This is a genomic window from Polaribacter sp. NJDZ03, from assembly GCF_019263805.1.
In the GTDB taxonomy this organism is placed as follows: Bacteria; Bacteroidota; Bacteroidia; order Flavobacteriales; family Flavobacteriaceae; genus Polaribacter.
The window spans coordinates 1,373,935-1,395,000 of record NZ_CP079195.1 but is presented as its reverse complement, the minus strand read 5'-3'; the positions used below and the strand labels follow the sequence as shown (position 1 = coordinate 1,395,000).

Annotated in this window: 18 protein-coding genes, 1 rRNA gene and 2 pseudogenes; 10 read left to right on the top strand and 11 right to left on the bottom strand. The window is 30.2% G+C overall.

What is annotated here, in order from left to right:
• Positions 1 to 25 precede the first annotated feature (25 nt).
• A 5S ribosomal RNA gene (gene rrf, locus KV700_RS05945) occupies positions 26 to 135 on the top strand.
• A 1,023-nt stretch (positions 136 to 1,158) separates the two neighbouring features.
• Here the strand turns inward: rrf and KV700_RS17265 are convergent.
• The 4 genes and pseudogenes from KV700_RS17265 to KV700_RS17390 form a co-directional block, all read right to left on the bottom strand.
• On the bottom strand, positions 1,159 to 1,509 hold the full coding sequence (locus tag KV700_RS17265; protein ID WP_254712983.1) for a hypothetical protein: 351 nt from the start codon (positions 1,507 to 1,509) through the stop codon (positions 1,159 to 1,161).
• Positions 1,454 to 1,804, bottom strand: coding sequence for a BCCT family transporter (locus KV700_RS17260; RefSeq protein ID WP_254713004.1), 351 nt, complete (start codon positions 1,802 to 1,804; stop codon positions 1,454 to 1,456). The genes KV700_RS17265 and KV700_RS17260 overlap by 56 nt, the downstream gene beginning before the upstream one ends.
• A pseudogene (locus KV700_RS17255) lies at positions 1,770 to 2,567 on the bottom strand (BCCT family transporter). The gene KV700_RS17260 and the pseudogene KV700_RS17255 overlap by 35 nt, the downstream one beginning before the upstream one ends.
• 40 nt (positions 2,568 to 2,607) lie before the next feature.
• Positions 2,608 to 3,081, bottom strand: a pseudogene (locus KV700_RS17390) (BCCT family transporter).
• A 629-nt stretch (positions 3,082 to 3,710) separates the two neighbouring features.
• On the opposite strand from KV700_RS17390, the gene KV700_RS17250 reads away from it, so the two are divergent.
• From KV700_RS17250 to cmk, 3 genes are read left to right on the top strand one after another with little or no spacing between them, the layout of a single operon-like run.
• Positions 3,711 to 4,304 carry a PorV/PorQ family protein gene (locus tag KV700_RS17250; RefSeq protein ID WP_254712982.1) on the top strand — a complete coding sequence of 198 codons (594 nt, stop codon included), beginning with the start codon at positions 3,711 to 3,713 and terminating at the stop codon, positions 4,302 to 4,304.
• Positions 4,305 to 4,312: 8 nt separating this feature from the next.
• Positions 4,313 to 4,732, top strand: a complete 420-nt coding sequence (locus tag KV700_RS17245) for a hypothetical protein (protein WP_254712981.1) — start codon at positions 4,313 to 4,315, stop codon at positions 4,730 to 4,732.
• Position 4,733: 1 nt separating this feature from the next.
• Positions 4,734 to 5,426 (top strand): (d)CMP kinase, encoded by a 693-nt coding sequence (gene cmk / locus KV700_RS05930; protein WP_166381631.1) that lies wholly within the window; start codon positions 4,734 to 4,736, stop codon positions 5,424 to 5,426.
• Positions 5,427 to 5,617: 191 nt separating this feature from the next.
• Here the strand turns inward: cmk and KV700_RS05925 are convergent, their stop codons facing one another.
• The gene (locus tag KV700_RS05925; RefSeq protein ID WP_166381633.1) at positions 5,618 to 6,247 is read right to left on the bottom strand and encodes a 7-carboxy-7-deazaguanine synthase QueE; all 630 of its coding nucleotides are present in this window, start codon (positions 6,245 to 6,247) and stop codon (positions 5,618 to 5,620) included.
• A 242-nt stretch (positions 6,248 to 6,489) separates the two neighbouring features.
• Here KV700_RS05925 and rpsA point away from each other — a divergent pair, with 242 nt between their 5' ends.
• The 3 genes from rpsA to KV700_RS05910 all read left to right on the top strand — a co-directional run bounded on the left by rpsA (position 6,490) and on the right by KV700_RS05910 (position 11,014).
• Positions 6,490 to 8,301, top strand: a complete 1,812-nt coding sequence (rpsA, locus tag KV700_RS05920; RefSeq protein ID WP_166381635.1) for a 30S ribosomal protein S1 — start codon at positions 6,490 to 6,492, stop codon at positions 8,299 to 8,301.
• A 456-nt stretch (positions 8,302 to 8,757) separates the two neighbouring features.
• Positions 8,758 to 10,149, top strand: a complete 1,392-nt coding sequence (glmM, locus tag KV700_RS05915) for a phosphoglucosamine mutase (protein ID WP_218599504.1) — start codon at positions 8,758 to 8,760, stop codon at positions 10,147 to 10,149.
• Positions 10,150 to 10,189: 40 nt separating this feature from the next.
• On the top strand, positions 10,190 to 11,014 hold the full coding sequence (locus tag KV700_RS05910; RefSeq protein ID WP_218599825.1) for a hypothetical protein: 825 nt from the start codon (positions 10,190 to 10,192) through the stop codon (positions 11,012 to 11,014).
• A gap of 34 nt (positions 11,015 to 11,048) precedes the next feature.
• Here the strand turns inward: KV700_RS05910 and KV700_RS05905 are convergent, their stop codons facing one another.
• Positions 11,049 to 11,939 carry a lysophospholipid acyltransferase family protein gene (locus KV700_RS05905; RefSeq protein WP_218599503.1) on the bottom strand — a complete coding sequence of 297 codons (891 nt, stop codon included), beginning with the start codon at positions 11,937 to 11,939 and terminating at the stop codon, positions 11,049 to 11,051.
• Between the two features lie 11 nt (positions 11,940 to 11,950).
• Positions 11,951 to 12,844: a lysophospholipid acyltransferase family protein gene (locus KV700_RS05900; protein ID WP_218599502.1), complete on the bottom strand. Its 894-nt coding sequence runs from the start codon at positions 12,842 to 12,844 to the stop codon at positions 11,951 to 11,953.
• Positions 12,845 to 12,927: 83 nt separating this feature from the next.
• On the opposite strand from KV700_RS05900, the gene KV700_RS05895 reads away from it, so the two are divergent.
• The 3 genes from KV700_RS05895 to KV700_RS05885 all read left to right on the top strand — a co-directional run bounded on the left by KV700_RS05895 (position 12,928) and on the right by KV700_RS05885 (position 15,551).
• The gene (locus KV700_RS05895; protein WP_218599501.1) at positions 12,928 to 13,584 is read left to right on the top strand and encodes a rhomboid family intramembrane serine protease; all 657 of its coding nucleotides are present in this window, start codon (positions 12,928 to 12,930) and stop codon (positions 13,582 to 13,584) included.
• Between the two features lie 278 nt (positions 13,585 to 13,862).
• Complete coding sequence (locus tag KV700_RS05890; protein WP_218599500.1) at positions 13,863 to 14,408, top strand: Smr/MutS family protein; 546 nt, start codon at positions 13,863 to 13,865, stop codon at positions 14,406 to 14,408.
• A gap of 9 nt (positions 14,409 to 14,417) precedes the next feature.
• Positions 14,418 to 15,551, top strand: coding sequence for a cysteine desulfurase family protein (locus KV700_RS05885; RefSeq protein WP_218599499.1), 1,134 nt, complete (start codon positions 14,418 to 14,420; stop codon positions 15,549 to 15,551).
• 33 nt (positions 15,552 to 15,584) lie between these two features.
• Here the strand turns inward: KV700_RS05885 and KV700_RS05880 are convergent, their stop codons facing one another.
• The 4 genes from KV700_RS05880 to fdhD all read right to left on the bottom strand — a co-directional run bounded on the left by KV700_RS05880 (position 15,585) and on the right by fdhD (position 20,915).
• Positions 15,585 to 16,169: a transposase gene (locus KV700_RS05880; protein WP_218599498.1), complete on the bottom strand. Its 585-nt coding sequence runs from the start codon at positions 16,167 to 16,169 to the stop codon at positions 15,585 to 15,587.
• Between the two features lie 91 nt (positions 16,170 to 16,260).
• On the bottom strand, positions 16,261 to 17,811 hold the full coding sequence (locus KV700_RS05875; RefSeq protein WP_218599497.1) for a hypothetical protein: 1,551 nt from the start codon (positions 17,809 to 17,811) through the stop codon (positions 16,261 to 16,263).
• A gap of 10 nt (positions 17,812 to 17,821) precedes the next feature.
• Positions 17,822 to 20,113, bottom strand: a complete 2,292-nt coding sequence (locus KV700_RS05870; protein WP_218599496.1) for an FdhF/YdeP family oxidoreductase — start codon at positions 20,111 to 20,113, stop codon at positions 17,822 to 17,824.
• On the bottom strand, positions 20,106 to 20,915 hold the full coding sequence (gene fdhD / locus KV700_RS05865; RefSeq protein ID WP_218599495.1) for a formate dehydrogenase accessory sulfurtransferase FdhD: 810 nt from the start codon (positions 20,913 to 20,915) through the stop codon (positions 20,106 to 20,108). Before fdhD ends, KV700_RS05870 begins: the two co-directional genes overlap by 8 nt.
• Positions 20,916 to 21,066: the final 151 nt, after the last annotated feature.

The following is a 21,066-nucleotide window of genomic DNA, read 5'->3' as shown; positions in this document are numbered from 1 at the left end:
GTTGAAGCAATTCAACTGAAAATTTTAGGGTGGTTATAGCATTGGGGCTCACCTCTTCCCATCTCGAACAGAGAAGTTAAGCCCAATCGCGCCGATGGTACTGCATTTATGTGGGAGAGTAGGTCGCCGCCTTTCTTTAAACCTCAATTCTTACGAATTGAGGTTTTTTTTTTGTGCTAAACTCAAAGTAGAATGGCAAACTGTATGAAAACCAATTATCTGTGACGGTACTCGTTACAAACGAGCACTAGCCTTATGGGAAGTCTTGTTATTTGTCATTCTGTTTTTATTTTAGTTTTACCTTATTTTTCTGGAATTAAATTAGCACTAGCCTTATGTGAATCTTTATTTTTTATCGATCTTAATTTATTATAGGTTTACCTTAATCTTGGAATTGAGTTTTATATTTGCTAAAGTGAAAGCATAGTCTTTTTTCAGCACATTATATAAAACTATCTATGTTGTTATTTCGATTGGCAAGAGATATCTCATATCTTTGATTACAGAATACTTTACATTGTTAGATGATTTCTCCCCAAAAGGTAGAAATGATAAAATGTATGTGAAAATTAATTATCTGTGACGGTACTCGTTACAAACGAGCACTAGCCTTTCGTGAAGTCTTGTTATTTGTCAATCTGAATTTATTTTAGTTTGTCTTTTTTTATCACATTATATAAAACTATCTATGTTGTTATTTCTACGATAGGAGAAATCTCTTATATTTGATAACAGAATTCTTTAAATTGTTAGATGTTTAGTATTTTGGGAGTATTTAATTGAAGACTTAACTGCTTTTAAATAGTTTTTATACCCTTGCTTTCTTACAACAAAATTAATTTTATGAAACATTAACTGATATTGGTTTTTAATTTAGAAAAAACAAGTTAATTAAAAGACAAATATCCTTTATAAATGATCTCGTATTAGTAATAAAACATAGATATGCTTTACTACAAACAAATGGTTAAATATAATTCTTTAGTAGGTCTATTGTATAGTGATTTGTTATGGGAAACTTATTTTGAATCTGAAGAAGATTTAAAAGAAGAAATTTCATAATATTAGTACCATTATAATCTGGAAAGGACGACAGCAAACGTATAAACGGTTCAAGAACTAGTAAATTTAATGAAATCGTTCTACGAATTGTTAACTTTAAAGTACTGATTTATTTTTTATTCGCATTGCTACTAATAAACATTTCGTTTTTTTCTTCGAAATAATAGCTAAAAGCCTTTCGTAATGTTTGAGAACATCAGAAATTAGTTCATCTTTAGTAAAAAGGCGTACGTCATATCCTTTTCTGTAATCACCAAAATAAGTTATAGGAAGGTACGAACAATCTTCTTCAAACCCTCCAAGGTTGTCTTCATCAATTAAATATTGAGAAACTAATTTTGATTGATTTTTTACACCATATACAAAATTATTAACGACATCATACTTAATTTCAATCTCTACGCTTTTGGGTTTTTCGGAAAAAATGAACAGTTGCTTCAATTCCATTATTTACAAATTCTTGTTGTAGTTCTTTAAAGGCTGGTTTAACCGTATTTTCTATAAATTCATTAACAGATTTTTGATCATCATAAGAAATAATTTGTTTTAAACGTTCTTTCCAAAATAAACCAGACCATGGAGTTACTTGAAAATCACGTTTGTAATAATCATTATCTATAGCGAGTGCTTTTACAAGGCTTACAACAAATAAAAGAATTATTATGGAAAACGGTAGTGCTGTAATAAGCGTCATGCTTTGTAAGGCTTCAAGTCCACCAGCATTTAATAAAAATAGAGCCAGAACAGCAAGTAGAATTCCCCATCCTGCAGTTTGCCATTTTGGGTGAATTTTGTGAGTTCTTACTAGAGATACTATTCATTACAAACATCCCTGAATCTGCAGATGTTACAAAGAAAATAAGAATGATAGAAATAGCTAATAAACTAATTAACTTAGTGAATGGAAGGTATTCTAAAAAATTAAACATCAAGGCATCAGGATTACTAGATAATTCACTAAGTAGTCCATTTGCGACATTCATATCAAACCAAATAGCACTATTTCCGAATACAGACATCCAAATAAAATTGAATAATGTTGGTATAATTAATACTGCTGAAATAAATTCTCGTATAGTTCTTCCTTTAGAAATTTTAGCAATAAAAAGTCCAACATAAGGAGACCAAGAAATCCACCACGCCCAGTAAAGTATGGTCCAATCGTAAAACCAAGGCAGTGTTTCTTCTTCATAATATGTGTGTTAAATGTTAGTTTAAAAAAAGTTATGAATATAACTTCCCATTCCTTCGGTAAAACTGCTTATTATATAAACAGTTGGGCCTAGAAATAAAACAAATAATAATAAAATAACAACACTAATAATATTAATATTACTCAGTATTTTAACACCTTTATCTACGCCGGTTACAGCAGAAATAATGGAAATAGAAACCAATACACCTACTATTATAATTTGATAGATAAAACTACTTTCGGGTACTATGTTTAGGGTTTCTAATCCGGAATTTATTTGAACAACACCAAAACCAAGTGTGGTTGTTATTCCAAAAAAGGTACTACAAAGAGCGAATACATCAATTGCGTTACCCCCATTTTCCTTTAACCTTATCTTTTAGTATTGGATATAAACAGCTTCGTAATGAAAGTGGAAGTTTGTATCGATATGCGAAGTAGGATAATGATAATCCTACAGTACCATAGATAGCCCAGGCATGAATTCCCCATGGAAAAAAGTATATAATTGAGCATTTTTTGCAGGACTAATGTTACTATTGCCCATTAATACTTCATTGGAGTAATGTTGCATCGGTTCTGCTACACTAAAATACATCAACCCAATTCCCATGCCTGCGGAAAATAACATTGAAACCCAAGAAAAGTAAGAATAGTCTGGTTTGCTATCGTTACTTCCTAGCTTAATGTTTCCGTACTTACTAACATTAAATAAATTAAGAAATAACAAATATTGTAACAGACCAAACGTATACCCAGTTAAAGTTAACAAATATGAAGTTTTTAACCTTATCCAGCAGGGTTTCTGTAAATTCAGGGAAAATAGCAGAAATTAGACAAATGGAGATTATAAAAATCAGACTAGGTTATAGTTTACGCCTTTATCTAAGGTAGTTTTGGATCTAAAAGAATTACTCATATTGTAGTTTTCGTAAAATATATAGGTTAATTTATTTAGTGGCTTGTTTAATACTGTTTTTAAGAGGTAAACTTTAATGTGTAGTCAAGATAAAGCTTATAAGAAACAAATAAATGTAGAAAAACAGTTGTATGGACGAAAATACAATAAATAATAAGGAATCAAAAATATTTCAGTACTCAATAGCCTTTGTTTTTAATAAAGTATAGTTGATTTTCTTAGTTTTGAAGCGTTTAATATAATATGTATTCAGAATAAGTGGCTGTCTCAATATTATACTTTTTGAAGTGCCTTTTTAAGACAAAACCATGTATAATTATATTTTTAGAAAATAGGAGGTAGGAACTTATTAGCTTTATATGTCTGTTGAATCTTAATATTAATTATGATGAAATTATAAATATTTCTCAAGAATAATATTCAGGATTATTTTATAATGACATTTATATGAAAATATTTTATAGTTTTAAATAGTAATTTTTATGATGCTACAACGTTATAAAGTATATTTGTAAATTGAAACTAAATTAGTTAATGATTAAATTATTTTTTATTTCTATTTTATTTTTTTCTATCTCTTTAACTGCTCAAGTTGGAGGAGAAGAAGTGTATCAGTTTTTAAATATTTCTACTTCTGCGAGACAAGTAGCTTTAGGTGGTGAGGTTTTAACACTTTTAGATGATGTAAACCAACCTATTTGGAATCCTTCTGTGATTAGTGTTGAGCTTGATAATAAAATATCTGCAAATTACACGAGTTATTTAGCTGGTATAAATATTGGGTCTTTAGCATTTGCAAAGACTATTTCTAGAAGGTTTGGAACCATACATGGAAGTATTAAATATATAGATTATGGTTCTTTAATAGGAGCTGATGAGCAAGGAAAAGAAACAGGTAATTTTAATGCAAGTGATATTGCAGTGTCAGCTGGTTATGCTTTAAATATACCAGAATCAAATATTTTTGTTGGTGCTAACCTAAGGTTTATAAATTCTAATATAGACAGTTATAGTTCTGTTGGTGTTTCTGCAGATTTAGCCATTTTATACAATAACCCTTACAAACCTTATACATTTACTTTAGTTGCTAGAAATATTGGTACTCAGTTACAAAATATAATGGTGTAAAAGAAAAAATGCCATTTAAAGTTGCATTAGGAGGTTCTTACAAATTAGAATACGTACCATTAAAATGGTATGCAACTATAGATAACTTACAAAAATGGGATATTTCTGTAGCAAATCCTTCTGATCAAATAGCCGATTTTGAAGGTAATGCTACTAATGAAGACGTAGGTTTTATAGGAAATACTTTTAGACATTTTGTAATAGGAGGTGAATTGTTTCCTGAGAGTTTAATTAATTTAAGATTGGGATATAATTTTAGAAGAGCAGCAGAATTAAAATTACAAAACGCTAGAACTTTTAGTGGTTTTTCTTATGGGTTTGGAATTCAATTGAACAGATTAAAGTTTAATTATGCATATTCTAAATTTCATTCTGCAGCAAATGCAAGTACTTTTAGTTTATTAATAGATTTAGATAGTAGAAGGTAATATGAATAAAAAAATTATAATAGCTATTGATGGTTTTTCATCAACAGGAAAAAGCACCATTGCTAAATTATTAGCAAAAAAATACAATTATATTTATGTAGATACAGGTGCAATGTACAGAGCGGTTACTCTGTTTGCTATGAATAATAATTTTGTAAGTAAAACTCATTTAGATGAAAAAGGACTTCTTTTAAACCTTAAAAATATTTCTCTTACTTTTCAATTTAATAAAGATTTAGGTTTTGCAGAAATGTTTTTAAATGCTATTAATGTAGAAAAAGAGATTAGAACCTTAGAAGTTTCTCAACTAGTTAGTAAAGTATCTACTATTTCTGAAGTAAGAAAAAAGTTAGTTGCAGAACAGCAACTTATGGGAGTAAACAGCGGTATTGTTATGGACGGTAGAGATATTGGAACAGTTGTTTTTCCGAAGGCTGAATTAAAATTATTTATGACTGCTTCTGCAGATAAAAGAGCTACAAGGCGTTATAAAGAATTAATTGATAGAGGAGATAATGTAAAATTTGAAGATATTCTTTTTAATGTTGAAGAACGAGATAGAATAGATTCTACAAGAGAAGATTCTCCTTTAATGAAAGCGAGTGATGCAATTGGTTTTGATAATTCTGATATGGGAATTACAGAGCAATTTGAGAGAATTTGTACCTTAGTAGATAAAAAACTCACTGATTAGTTATTGTTTTATAAATACGCTTAGCCCTGATTGAAATGGCATCCTTTTTATAGCCTTTTAAATGTGATGATATGTTACCTTAAAGGAGATAGCCACAGTTTACAAAAAAGTAAACCTGGCAATGATAGTTATAAAAAGATATAATGAAAAGCAGGAAACAGCTTCTAATAAAAATATAAAGTACCTGAATATTATGGAATATTCAGGTATTTGTGTGTTTGTAAAGAAATTTTCCATTTTGGATTTTTCATTACATATTCTACAATTTCTGCTGTCATTTTTTCTTTTTTACTCCATTCTGGTTGTAAATAAAGTTGACATTTTTCTCCGACCTTAGCAGCTTCTTGTTCTGCAAAATCAAAATCAGATTTGTTATGAATTATCATTTTAAGCTCATCTGCTTCTGGATAACATTCTGCTAAAGGCATTTTTGTTTTCTTTGGCGATAGGCAAAACCAATTCCATTTACCCGAAAAAGAATACGCACCAGAAGTTTCTATGTGCGTTCTAATATTGTTTTTTTGAAGTAAATCTGTAATATAATCCATAGACCACATTAAAGGCTCACCACCAGTTATAACAACGGTTTCTGCATATTTTTTAACATTATCTACAATAGTGTCTGCTAAAGTTGGTGGGTGCAATTCTGCATTCCAACTTTCTTTAACATCGCACCAATGGCAACCTACATCGCAACCACCAACTCTAATAAAATAAGCGGCAGTACCTGTATGAGCACCTTCTCCTTGTATGGTATAGAACTCTTCCATTAACGGAAGCATTATTCCTTTATCTACTAAATCTTTTGTATTTTTATCCATCTTCATTAAAATCTACCTAAAAGGTTTTAAGGGTGCAAAGGTAGTTTTTTGTATATCAAGAATAAAAGGAATAATAAATTAATTGTAAAGTGTTATAAATCAAAACATTTTTGTAAATTTGCACTCCTTTTTACGAGAACAGATTTATAAAAGGAATATTTAAAACAATTTATAAAAACAACTCTTTGCGTTTATATCGTTAAAATCTGATAAACAATAAGATACAAAATTATTATTCAGAAATGTCTGAAGAAACAAAAAACACTGAAGAGCAAGTAGTTGCTGCTGAAGTACAAGAAACAGCGACTCCTGCTGTAGATCCAACACAATTTTTAGCTGATTTTAACTGGCACAAATACGAACAAGGTATTGAAGCTGTTGATGAAGAAAAATTACAAGCATTTGAAAAAGCGTTAGAAGGAACTGTAGGTTTTGTAAACGAGCGTGACGTAATTGAAGGAACTGTAATCAGAATTACTGATAGAGATGCAATCATCGATATCAACTCTAAATCTGAAGGAGTTATTTCTTTAAACGAATTTCGTTACAACCAAGGTTTAAAAGAAGGAGATACTGTAGAAGTATTAGTTGACAAAAGAGAAGATTCTTCTGGTCAATTAGTATTATCTCACAAAAAAGCAAGAGTTATTAAAGCATGGGAACGTGTTAACAATGCTCATGAAACTGGTGAAGTAGTTAACGGTTTCGTTAAATGTAGAACTAGAGGTGGTATGATTGTAGATGTTTTCGGAATTGAAGCATTCTTACCAGGATCTCAAATTGACGTTAAGCCAATTAGAGATTACGATCAGTATGTTGAGAAAACAATGGAATTTAAAGTTGTTAAAATCAACCACGAATTTAAAAACGTTGTTGTATCTCATAAAGCTCTTATTGAAGCTGATATTGAATTACAGAAAAAAGAAATTATTGGTCAATTAGAAAAAGGACAAGTATTAGAAGGTATTGTTAAAAATATTACTTCTTATGGTGTCTTTGTTGATTTAGGTGGTGTAGACGGATTAGTACATATTACTGATTTATCTTGGTCTAGAATCAATCATCCAAATGAGGTTGTTGAGTTAGATCAAAAATTAAACGTTGTAATTTTAGACTTTGATGATAACAAATCTAGAATTCAATTAGGATTAAAACAATTATCTGCTCACCCTTGGGAAGCTTTAAACAACGAATTAAAAGTTGGTGATAAAGTAAATGGTGAAGTTGTTGTTTTAGCTGATTATGGTGCGTTTGTAGAAGTAGAACAAGGAGTAGAAGGGTTAATTCACGTTTCTGAAATGTCTTGGTCAACTCACTTACGTTCTGCACAAGATTTCGTGAAAGTTGGAGATAAAGTTGAAGCTCAAATTTTAACTTTAGACCGTGAAGACCGTAAAATGTCTTTAGGTATCAAACAATTACACCCAGATCCTTGGACAGATATTACTACTAAATATCCTGTAGGTTCTACTCACACTGGTACAGTTCGTAACTATACTAACTTTGGTGTATTCGTAGAATTAGAAGAAGGTATTGATGGTTTAGTTTATATCTCAGACTTATCTTGGACTAAGAAAGTGAAGCATCCATCAGATTTTGTAACTGTTGGTGATAAACTTGAAGTACAAGTATTAGAATTAGATGTAGAGAACAGAAAGTTAAACTTAGGTCATAAGCAAACTCAAGATAACCCTTGGGATGCACATGAAGCTACGTATGCAATCGGTTCTAAACATGAAGGAACAATCAAAGAAAAGAATGATAAAGGAGCAGTTGTAACTTTCGCTGATGGCGTAGAAGGATTTGCACCAACAAGATTCTTAGAAAAAGAAGATGGTTCTAAATTAGAAAAAGGAGACAAAATCGAATTTGTAGTTTTAGAATTCTCTAAAGAATACAGAAGAGTTGTTGTTTCTCATACATCTTTATTTAAAGAGCAAGAGAAAAGAAATGTGAAAGTTGCCGTTAAGAAAGCAGCAGACGCAGAAAAAACTACCTTAGGAGATATTGGTGGTCTTGCAGCATTAAAGAAAAAAATGGAAGAAGGTAAATAATCATTTACAATTCTAATATATTTTAAAAGCCGATACAATTTGTATCGGCTTTTTTTGTGCTTTAAAGTTTCTAACAATTTTGTAGGTTTCCAGTATTCAAAAAATTTATTTTTTGAATACTGAATACTGAATACTGAATACTGAATACTGAATACTGAATACTGCCAACTCTTTTCTGGGTGTTCCCTAAAAAGGTCGGTCTTTCCACTATATCTTTTTATAGCTGTCATTACGAAGTTTATTTTTTTTGTAAACTGTGGCAATCTCATCATTAATTAACAGTTTGCTTCGTTCCTCGCAATGAAGCTTTTTAATAAGTGCTATAAAAAGGATGCCGTTGCAATCCCTAACGCACATTTTTGCCAACCAAAAGCAAATCAAAATTTACTACCTACTAATTTATTTTATCATTTAATAGAATTATATTTGTCCCGCTTAAAAAGACAACCAAAAATTATGACATTAATAAAATCAATTTCAGGAATTAGAGGAACCATTGGCGGAAAAACTGCTGATAATTTAACACCAATAGACGCAGTAAAATTTGCTTCTGCATACGGAGCATTTATTAAGGCTAGAAATCCTGGTAAGAAAAAAATAAAAGTAGTAGTTGGTAGAGACGCTCGTATTTCTGGTAAAATGATTTCTAGTTTAGTTGCCAATACTTTAGTAGGTTTAGGAATAGATGTAATAGATTTAGGTTTATCTACAACACCAACAGTAGAAGTTGCAGTACCTTTAGAAAAAGCAGATGGAGGAATTATTTTAACAGCATCTCACAATCCGAAAGAATGGAATGCTTTAAAACTTTTAAATGAAAAAGGAGAGTTCTTAAACGGAGAAGAAGGAGAGCAAATTTTAGCTTTAGCAGAAAGTGAAGATTTTTCATTTGCAGAAGTAGATGATTTAGGTTCTTATAAAAAGAATAAAAAATACTTAAAGAAGCACATTAAAGAAGTTTTAAAACTAGATTTAGTAGATGTTAAGGCTATTAAAAAAGCAAAATTTAAAGTAGTTGTAGATGGTGTAAATTCTACAGGAGGAATCTTTATTCCTGCTTTATTAAAAGAATTAGGAGTAAAGTGTGTAGAGTTATATTGTACACCAAACGGTGAGTTTCCTCACAATCCAGAACCTTTAAAAGAACACTTAACAGATATCTCTGAATTGGTGGTAAAGAAAAAAGCAGATTTCGGAATTGTAGTAGATCCAGATGTAGATCGTTTGGCTTTAATTTCTGAAGACGGTTCTATGTTCGGAGAAGAATATACTTTAGTTGCTTGTGCAGATTATGTTTTAGGGAAATTAGGTGGTGGAAACACGGTTTCTAATTTATCATCTTCTAGAGCATTAAGAGATGTAACAGAAAAGCATGGAGGAACGTATACCGCTTCAGCAGTTGGAGAAGTAAATGTGGTTATCAAAATGAAAGAAACCAATACAGTAATTGGTGGAGAAGGAAATGGTGGAATCATTTATCCAGCTTCTCATTATGGTAGAGATTCTCTAGTGGGTGTCGCTTTATTTTTATCGCATTTAGCAAACAAAAAAATATCTTGTAAAGAGCTAAGAGATTCATACCCTAGTTACTTTATGAGTAAAAATAAAATTCAGTTAACACCAGAAATAGATGTAGACAAGATTTTAGAAACAATGGCGTCTACCTATTCTAACGAAGATGTAAATACAATAGATGGTGTAAAGATAGATTTTGCAGAAGAGTGGATTCATTTACGTAAATCTAATACAGAGCCAATTATTAGAATCTACACAGAAGCAAAATCTCAGCAAGCTGCAGATGATTTAGCAGTAAGATTTATCAATGAAATTAAAGCAATAATAGCGTAGTATTTTGAAAACAAAAATAATTATAGGTTCATTTTTATTAATGAGTATCTGCTCTTTTTCACAAGAAAATAGCACAGAGAATATTGATAATTTAAAAAGTGTAGATAAGATTACCAATAAGGGAAAATTCTTTTTTTATTGGGGATGGAACAGGGCTAATTATTCTGATTCTGATATTCACTTTACTGGAGATAATGGTAGTTATGATTTTACTTTACGCAATGTAAAAGCAAAAGACAGGCAAACGCCATTTAGTTTTAACGATTATTTAAATCCGGGTAGAATTACCATTCCTCAAAACAATTATAGAATAGGATATTTTTTAAAAGAAAATTATACTATTTCTATTGGAGTAGACCATATGAAATATGTAATGGTTGCAGATCAAACTGTTAAAATTGATGGACACATAAATGCAGGAACGCCATTTGATGGTGTTTATAATAATGATAATCAAATATTATCTGAAGATTTTTTACAACTAGAACATACCGATGGTTTAAATTATGTAAATGTTGAGTTTAGAAGATTTGATGAAATTGGTCATTTAATAGGTCTAAACCATAAAAACTTTCAAATAAACCTTACGGAAGGTTTAGGAGCAGGGATTTTATATCCTAGAACAGATGTAACTTTGTTTAATCAAGAAAGACATGATGAGTTTCATATTGCAGGTTATGGTACTTCCGCTGTTGTTGGACTAGATTTTACATTCTTTAAATACTTCTATATTCAATCAGATTTAAAGTTTGGTTATATTTATATGCCAGATGTTCAAACAACTTATAATCCAAATGATGGAGCTTCTCAAAGTTTTACTTTTTTCCAAAGAAATATTTTAATTGGTGGAAGATTTAATTTGTAAAAGAAAAAAAAATCTACTAAAAGTGCCAAAAGGATTATAAAAATTCTTTTGGCACTTTGTCTTTATGTTTAAAACGTTTGTGAGACCATAAATATAATTCTGGTTGTTGTCTTATATTTTCTTCTGTTATTTTGGTATATTTATCTGTAATTTTATAATCATCAAAATCTTTAGGGGTTTCAGTTATTAATTGAAATTCAACTTCATAATAACCTCTTTTTACTTTTCTTGCTACATAGTTAACTACAACAAAGTCGAAATTTTTTGCAAGCATTTCTGCACCCGTATGTATTGGTACTTTTACACCAAAAAACTCGCTCCAATAATACGTTTTATGCGGTTGTGGAGATTGATCACTTAGTAAAATATAAGCAGCTTGTAGGTTATTATCAATATTTTTTTGAATATTAAGAATTGTTTCAGAGGTTTTATAACCATCAATTCCAAATCGCTTTCTACTTTTTTTAATAGCTTTTTCGTAATACTTGTTTTGTATTTTAGAGTATGCACCTAAAATAGTTGTTTCTAAAGCAAGTGGCATACTTGTAGACCATTCCCAGTTTGCCTGGTGTGCACCAACAATTATAATACCTCTTTTCTTTTTGTTATAATTATCTACTAATTCAGGATTTAGATACTTATAACGTTTTTTAATCTCTTTCTCACTAATAGAAAAGTATTTAACGCTTTCTACAACTAAGTCTGTAAAATGTTTAAAGAATTTTTTAGAAATTAATTTTATTTCATTCTCCGATTTTTCAGGGAAAGCAAGATGTAAGTTTGCCAAAACTACCTTTTTTCTGTAACGAAAGACATAATATACTAGAAAGAAGAAAAAATCTGAAATAATATATAAAACTCTCATAGGTAAAATAGAGAGTAGTATAATTAAGGGATAGGTAAATGCAAAACTTAAAAACTGCATATTTTTATTATTTATGATGTAGATGGCGGAACTTTATCTCTATGTTTAAAACGTTTGTGAGACCATAAGTACACTTCAGGCTGGTTTCTTATATTTCTTTCCGTTATTTCTAAAAATTTATCTGTAAGTTGGTAATCTTTATATTCTTTTGGGTTTTCTGTTATCAATTCAAATTCAACTTCATAATAACCTCTTTTAATTTTTCTTGTTGTCCAATATACAAAAGACATGTCATATCTTTTAGACAAAGTTTCTGCACCTGTGTGAATAGGTACTTTTACTCCCATAAATTCTGCCCAATAATGGGTATTCTTTATTTGTGGAGATTGATCGCTTAATAAAATATAAATACCCTGTTTTTTATTTACAAAATTTCTATGAAGATTTCTTATCGTGTCTGAAGTTCTATATAAGGTTCCACCAAACTTTGAACGAGACATTTTAATTACTTTTTCAAAGTGTTTATTTTGTACTTTGGTATATGCAGCATAGAAATCTGGTTTTTTAATTTGTAAAGGTAAACCGGTAAGCCACTCCCAATTTGCTTGATGAATTCCTACTAAAGAAATACTTTTTCCATTTTTAGCAACCTCTTTTAATAAATCAATATTTTTATATGTAATTCTTTTAGAAATTTCTTTTTCAGAAATTGTAAAGGTCTTTATACTTTCTACAATAAAATCTGTTAAATGTTTAAGAAAACCTTTTTGAATTTTTTTAAGTTCTTCTTCTTCTTTCTCTGGAAAAGCTAATTTTAAGTTCTCTAAAACTACCTCTTTTCTATAGCCAATAATGTAGTAATTTAATAAGTATAATCCATCTGAAATGATGTATAATACCTTCATAGGAAGTTTAGATATTAACCAAATAAACGGGTATATAAGACTAAAAACAATTAAATGCATGGAGTATTATTTTGAGTACAAATATCCGATATATATTTAAAATGAAGTAGCATTAGTAAATCAGATTTCAGTAATTTTGCTTTATGATGAACAATATAAATCAAGCAGTATTAATACTGATTATTGCCAATGTTTTGGTTTCTATGAAAGGGTTTAAGGATTATTCTTTTTTAGATAAATATAAGTTTCAAGTAGGTAAAGTTTTATCTGGAGAAAAAATAAGAACACTTACCTCTGGTTTTTTACATGTAGACTGGATACATTTAGGTTTTAATATGTATGCTTTATATCTTTTTGGAGATATTGTAGCTCATATTTTAGGGATACCAAATTTTTTAATGATCTATTTCGGGAGTTTATTAGCGGGCAGTTTGTATTCACTAAAATATCATAAAAATGAACCTTATTATAGTGCTGTAGGAGCTTCTGGAGCCGTTTCTGGTATTGTGTATGCTTCGATACTTTTATATCCTGCAATGGAATTGTATTTGTTTTTTATTCCAATTCCAATTCCTGGTTATATTTTTGGAGTTGGGTATTTATTGTATTCAATTTACGGAATGAAAAAGCAGTTGGGTAATGTTGGGCATTCTGCACATTTAGGTGGAGCTATTGGTGGTTTTGCAATAACATTGTTGCTAAATCCGTCTTTATTTGAAACAAATAAAATCTTAGTAATCTCATTAGGAATTCCAATTATACTATTATTACTTTTTGGGGATAAATTAAAAAATTTATAAAAAAAGAATCTATTGCTTACTATGAAGAACTGCTGATATAATGATCTTGTATCAGTATCTTAACGCATTAAATTTTAGTAGTTACAAGAATCTGAAATAAATTCAGATTGACAAACAAAAGTCTTTTGTATAGCTTTTTTTTTAAAGTGGGATATTGATACTATTTTAAATAATCAGAATTTATACCTATTTTAGAGAGAAACCTTTTTCATCTTGTTATTTTTGCAACAAATATACTTTCTGAAAAAAGCGATAATAAAATTAAGTCAAAATAAAGAATGAGTTTAAAAATTGGAAATAAAGTAGCTGTTTTAGATGATGTTCTAAAAGGAAAAGTCATCGGGATTAATGGTGATGATATTTCTGTAGAAACTACCGATGGTATGATTTTTAAATTCAATGCATCAGAATTAGTAAAGATTGATGTTGAACAACATGAATTATCTAAGTTTAGTGATATTAATAATTCGATCTTAAAAGAGAAGATTGCACAAAATAAACCAAAGAAAAGTTTATTTAAAAAAGAAAAGAAAGAAGTGATTTTAGAAGTCGATTTACATATTAGTAAACTGACTAAGTCTACAAGAAACATGGATAATTACGATATGTTAAACCTACAATTAGATACCGCAAAAAGTAAAATTGAGTTTGCCATAGCTAAAAGAATTGCTAAAGTTGTTTTTATACATGGAGTTGGAGAAGGTGTTTTAAGATCTGAACTTTTAAGATTATTAAATAAATACCCAGTTAAGTTTTATGACGCTTCTTACAAGAAATATGGCTTAGGTGCTACAGAAGTTTATATTTTTCAAAACCCTATTTAATTTTAAGTTATGAAAACCGTTTATTTAGATAACGCAGCAACCACTCAAATAGATGACCAAGTTATAGATGTAATGCATACGTCTATGAAAAATAATTATGGTAATCCATCCTCTATTCATCAATTTGGTAGAAAAGCAAAATCGGCTGTAGAAACTGCAAGAAAAAATATTGCAAAGCATTTTAATGTAACGGCGAACGAAATTATTTTTACTGCAGGTGGTACAGAAGCAGATAATTTAATTTTACACAATGCTGTTTTTAATCTCGGCGTAAAAAGAATTATTACTACAAAAATAGAACATCATGCCGTTTTACATACGTGTTATCATTTAGAAAAAACACATAACATACTTGTAGAGTATGTAAATCTTAATGAATTTGGAACTATTGATACTGTTCATTTAGAGCAACTTTTATCAGCATCAAAAGACAAGACATTGGTTAGTTTAATGTTGGTTAATAATGAAATTGGTAACATTTTAGATATTGATGAAGTCACCGAAATTTGTAAAAAGAATAATGCATTACTTCATTCGGATACCGTACAAGCAATAGGTCATTATAATATTGATTTACAAAAAACACCATTAGATTTTATGGTAGCTAGTGCACACAAGTTCCATGGACCAAAAGGAGTAGGGTTTGCCTTTTTTAGAAAAGGATTTGGAATTTTACCGATGCTTCATGGTGGCGAACAAGAAATGGGAGCAAGGTCTAGTACAGAAAATGTTCATGCTATTTTGGGCATGGAAAAAGCATTGGAGTTAGCTGTTTCTAATCTTGAAAAAGATCAAAAAGAAATAGGGGAGTTAAAAGAATACTTTATTTCAGAATTAAAAGGATTTTCAAAAGACATTGAGTTTAACGGACTTTCATCAGACATAGAAAAAAGTAGTTACACCATTTTAAATGTACGTTTTCCTTTTACCAACGACATGCTTTTATTTAGTTTAGATATGGCAGGAATAGCTATTTCAGGAGGAAGTGCTTGCCAAAGTGGTAGCAATAAAGGTTCACACGTTTTAAGAGAGATTTTAAATGATACTGATGCAGATAAAACTTCGGTTCGTTTTTCTTTTTCTAAATACACTACAAAACAAGAAATTGATTTTGTTGTAAATTATTTAAAAGAAAATATTTAGTTAGCAATGCAACTAACGTGTTTGACGATTAAATTATTTATAAAATTTATCCTCATTCCACATTAAAGGGTTGTTTGTAATGTAATTCTGAATGTTATTAAAAGAGATATTATTACGAATAATATGATCATGAAAACGAGATTGCCAACCAAAATATGGGTCAATTTTTCGGGCATTTTTTGACACAACAGATTTATAAGATCGTATAATGGTAGAAATAGAACCTGGTTTTGGTGAAATTTTTGCCATTTGTTCGTTTTTGGCACCAATATTTTTATCCCCCGTAGAAACGTTGCACTGCAACGTTTCAATTTGTTTGTCAATAATTTGTTTGTCAATAATTAGAATTCCATGGGTATGATTGGGCATTATCACAAAATTACCCAGTTCCACAAATGGAAAATGTTCAGGAATTTCCATCCAATATTTTTCTGCCAATTTTCCTATTTCATTCAATTGCATTGTAGGTAAATTGCTGGGCAATTTTTTTACAATTTCACCAAATAAATGTTTTCGATTGGCGGTACAAATTGTTATAAAATATGCACCATTGTTCCTGTAGTCCCAAGATTGCAAACGGGTAGAGGAAACGCGGTATTTATTTTTAAATTTGTCCAATTTTTTTGATTGATGTTTAATTTGTTTTTAATCAAGGAGACAATGCAATGTTTCCAAGAGAGAGACCTTGCAATGCAAGGTCTTTACGATATTATTTCAACTTAAAAAAAGAGATGTTATACTTTAAACCGAGGTTGATAAACGGGCTGCTTAGTTCTCCTCCTTTTGCTTTTACATAACCAGCAGCAGCTCTTAAATTTAAGGTTTTAGAAAGCTCATAATCGAATCCTAAACTTGGTTTAATAATAAATCCTTGTCCTGTACTTATATTTCCTCCACCTGCGGCACCTCCTAAAACTTGTATAAATAAAGAAGTAGAATTATTAAATAAAGGATTCGTTTTTAAACCTGCACCAACTAAACCTTCTGCATAAGCACCTGCATTACCAAAGTTTGCAAAAGAAGTTTGACCAGCAACATATACATTTTTATTTAAATCTAAATTTACTTGCAAAGAAATCTGATGCATATGTTCCGTTGGATCTTCCATTCTTTTTGCATTAAAGTACATGTCTTGTTTTACAATTACCTCTAAACCTTTAAATTTTCCTTGTGAAAAAGAAGTGTTCTCTGTTTTGCTACCATTTCTCTCTATATAATATTTAATTCCCACCCCAAAAGTAGAGGTGTAAAAATCCTTATTCGGAGTTAATAAATATCCCTTATTAACAGAAACATAAATGTCCTTAAATAATTGTTGTTCTATAGATAAATCAGGATATAATAAGAATCCACCTTTACTATCTACACCGCCACCGCCACCTGCACCAATACCAAATTTGGCTAAAATGTTGGTTCTGTTTCTGTTCATTGATAAATGATATCCTCCACCTAAAAGTACATCCATATAACCTGCTCTAATACCATCGTAAGCACCATCTACTTTTAAAAATGTAAACCAATTTTTGTTTAAATAAGAAGTGTATTCAAATCCGGCTAATTTTATGGTTTTACCTTCTAAAATTTTATCATCTGTAGATCTAGCCGTACTTAAAACTTTTAAGTTATTAAAGTGAACCATTAATGAATTTCTTTTGGGATTTTGATTCCAACTTGTATTTTTAAACTGTTCTAAATCTATTTCTTTTTCTGCCGATTTATAATCTGCATATTCAAAATCTAAAGGAATTTCTAAAGCAACATTTAGTTGATGCCCTTTAATTTCTCCACCATCAAAAAAGTTAACATAACTCCAACCTCCATTTATTGAAAAATCTTTAAAGTCATAACCTAAATTCAAATGAGGTAATATAAAAGCACCACCACCATCTGGAGCACCTGCACCACCACCGCCACCAAAGTGAAAGCCGGTATCTACATATAATTTATTAGAAAAATATTTTTTAAGACCTGCATTTACTCCCAATGTAAAAAATCCGCCTCTAATACCGGAAACAGAACCATAAAGTCCAACACCTGTATAGAATTCCTCACCTAATAATAAATTATAATGAATCCCGGTAAATCCCATGTTTGGCTCATTAAAATTTAGTGGAGTTGTCTCTGTGATAGGCATATCTATGGAAAGGAAATCTATTTTGGCAAATCCTTTTTGTATAATTTTCTTCGGAATATTTTCTGACTGAGAAAATAATAGTTGATTTGAAATAAGAAGTATAAGTAAAAAAGTAATCTTTTTCATAAGGTAATTTTTATCTTTTTTTGATGGTAATAATTACTGTTTTAGAAGTAGGTGTATTGCTAATATCTGCCTTACTTTTTAAAGGGACTAATACATTTGCTTCCGGAAAATAAGTAGCTGTACATTGTTTAGGTATACTATAAGGAATCACTAAAAATCCTTTAGCTTCTCTTTCTTCATCATTAAAATGACTTGTTAAATCTACCAAATCTAATTTTTCTAAATGTAAAGATTTCATATCATCTTCATTCATAAAAATAACTCTTCTTTCATTTAAAACACCTCTGTACCTGTCGTCTAAACCATAAATAGTGGTGTTGTATTGATCATGAGTTCTAATGGTCATCATCATAAATTGATTTTTCTTTAATTCAATTTCGGAAGGTTTATTGATACTAAAATTTGCTTTACCAGTTTTTGTTGGAGTAAAATCATTTTCACGTGCATTATTTGGTAAGTAGAATCCGCCTTTAATTCTTACACGTTTATTAAAATCACTAAAACCAGGAATAGTTACTTCAATTTTATCACGAATATTATCATAATCAGAAATTAGTTCCGTCCAATTTGTAGTTGTATTTTTTATTGTTGCATTTGCAACTCCTGCTACAATTGCAGCTTCACTTAATAAATTTTTAGAACAAGGTTGCAATGTACCATGAGATTGTTGTACAACTCCCATAGAATTTTCTATAGATACAAATTGCTCTCCTTTTGTTTGAAAGTCTTTTTCTGTTCTGCCTAAACATGGTAAGATTAATGCTTTTTTACCTGTAATTAAATGACTGCGATTCAATTTGGTTGATACTTGTACTGTTAAGCTGCAGTTTTGTAAAGCTTTTGCAGTAAAAACAGTATCTGGTGTTGCGGAAATAAAATTCCCACCCATTCCAAAAAATACTTTGGCTTCTTTTTTATGCATAGCGTCAATGGCTTCTACCACGTCGAAACCAAATTTTCTTGGTGCTTTAAACTTAAATTCTTTTTCTAAATTGTCTAGAAATGAAGTGGGTGGTCTTTCCCAAATCCCCATAGTTCTATCACCTTGTACATTTGAGTGTCCACGAACAGGACAAGTACCTGCTCCTTTTTTACCAATACTTCCTTTTAATAATAGAATGTTTACAATTTCACGGATATTATCAACCCCATTTTTATGCTGTGTTAAACCCATTGCCCAACAAATAATAATATTTTTATTGTTGATAATGAGTGCTGTAGTTTCTTTAATTTGATCTAAAGTTAGTCCTGTTTGCGGTAATAACTCGGCTATAGAATAGGTGTCTAAATCTTTTAAAAGAGCTTCTAAACCCGCTGTTTTTTCTTTTATAAATTGATGATCAAAAACACTATTTGGCTCAGCATCTTCTTTTTCTTTCATTAACTTTAAGATGATTTTTAACAAAGCAACATCACCATTTATTTTTACGGGTAAAAATAAATCAGTTAAATCTTGACCAGATCCAACCCATTTTAATGGATTTTGTGGGTCTTTATAATTCATTAAACCTACTTCAGGAAGTGGGTTTATGGTAATTATCTTTCCACCTTGTTTTTTTGTTTCCCCTAAAGCTGTTAACATTCTTGGGTGATTTGTTCCTGGGTTTTGCCCCATAACAATTACTAAATCAGCGTGATTAAAATCGTCTAAGGTAACAGAACCTTTTCCTATGCCGAGTGTTTGTGAAAGTGCAACTCCACTAGATTCATGACACATATTAGAGCAATCTGGTAAGTTATTTGTACCAAACTGGCGGACAAATAATTGATATAAAAAAGCTGCTTCATTACTAGTTCTTCCAGAAGTATAAAAGATAGCTTCGTTAGGAGAGTCTAAAGAATTTAATTCTTCACCAATCATTTTAAAAGCATTTTTCCAAGAAATTTCTTCGTAATGCGTTGCGCCTTCTGGCAAATACATTGGGTCTGTAATTCGTCCACTTTTACCAATTTCGTAATCAGAAAATTCTGATAGCTCTTGTACAGAATGTGTTGCAAAGAATATAGGAGAAACTTTGTTTTTAGTAGCTTCTTCTGCAACTGCTTTGGCGCCATTCTCACAATACTCAGCTAAAAAAGCTCTTTTCTCATCAGGATCTGGCCATGCGCAACCTGGGCAATCAAAACCATCTTTTTGATTTAATTTTGACAATAATTTAATTCCTTTTACAACACCAACTTCATTCTTAATATGCGTTAATGCAGAAACAATTGCTTTAACACCAACTGCAGATTTAGGAACGTCTGTTAATTGAATTCCTGTTCGTTTTTCCGGCGGTTGTTCTTTTATTTTTTTAGACATCGCTTTTTGTTGTTTTAACAAATGATGGATTAGAATAAATGGTCATTTTTTGTTCTCTTGTAAAACCTATTAAGCAAATACCAAATTCTTTTGCAAAATCTACGGCTAAAGAAGAACAGGCAGAAACTGCTACTATAATTGGTATCTTTGCAATAAATGCTTTCGAAACAATTTCGTAAGAAACGCGTCCGCTTACCAGTAAGTATTTAGCATGCTTTAAATAGTCTTTTATCAACAAGTCGCCAATTACTTTATCTACAGCATTATGTCTACCAATATCTTCTTTAACGGTTAAAAATTCATGATTTTTATTAAAAAGTGCTGCTGCATGACTACCACCAGAGTTTTTAAAGGTATGCTGAAAACTATTCATTTTTAAAAACATTTCATGTAAAACAGCACTAGAAAAAGTAGTTGTTTGAGTTAGTTTTTCGCCTTCAACATTAATATCTTTTAGCTCTTTTTTTCCACAAATTCCGCAAGAAGAAACAGACAGTAATGTTCTTTTATTTAAATATCCTTTACCTAATAGCTCTTTAGAAATAGTAACGTTTACAATAGTCGGAATTTCATTGTCTTCTTCAATTACTTCAAAAATTAAAGTTTTGTCACTTTTATAAATATCTTCAGCAAAAAGCAATCCTCTTATTAATGCTTTGTCATTATCTGGTGTTCTCATAACCACAGTATAAGGTTCGTCATTAATGTTAATTTGTAAAGCAGCTTCTACAACCAAAACATCCTGAATTGAAGTCTGTGTATTTTGATTAATTTTTAGTGCTTGATAAGTGCTTGTTTGCATGTTTAGAAAGTTAAGCTTTCCTTACAAAATTACTGAAAAAAGTAGTGTAAAAAAACAAAAGTCTCGAAAGTGAATTCGAGACTTTTTATTTAAGTGTTTTAAGCCCCTAATCAAAAAACACTTAAAGCATTTGTAAATTTAATGAAAAAAG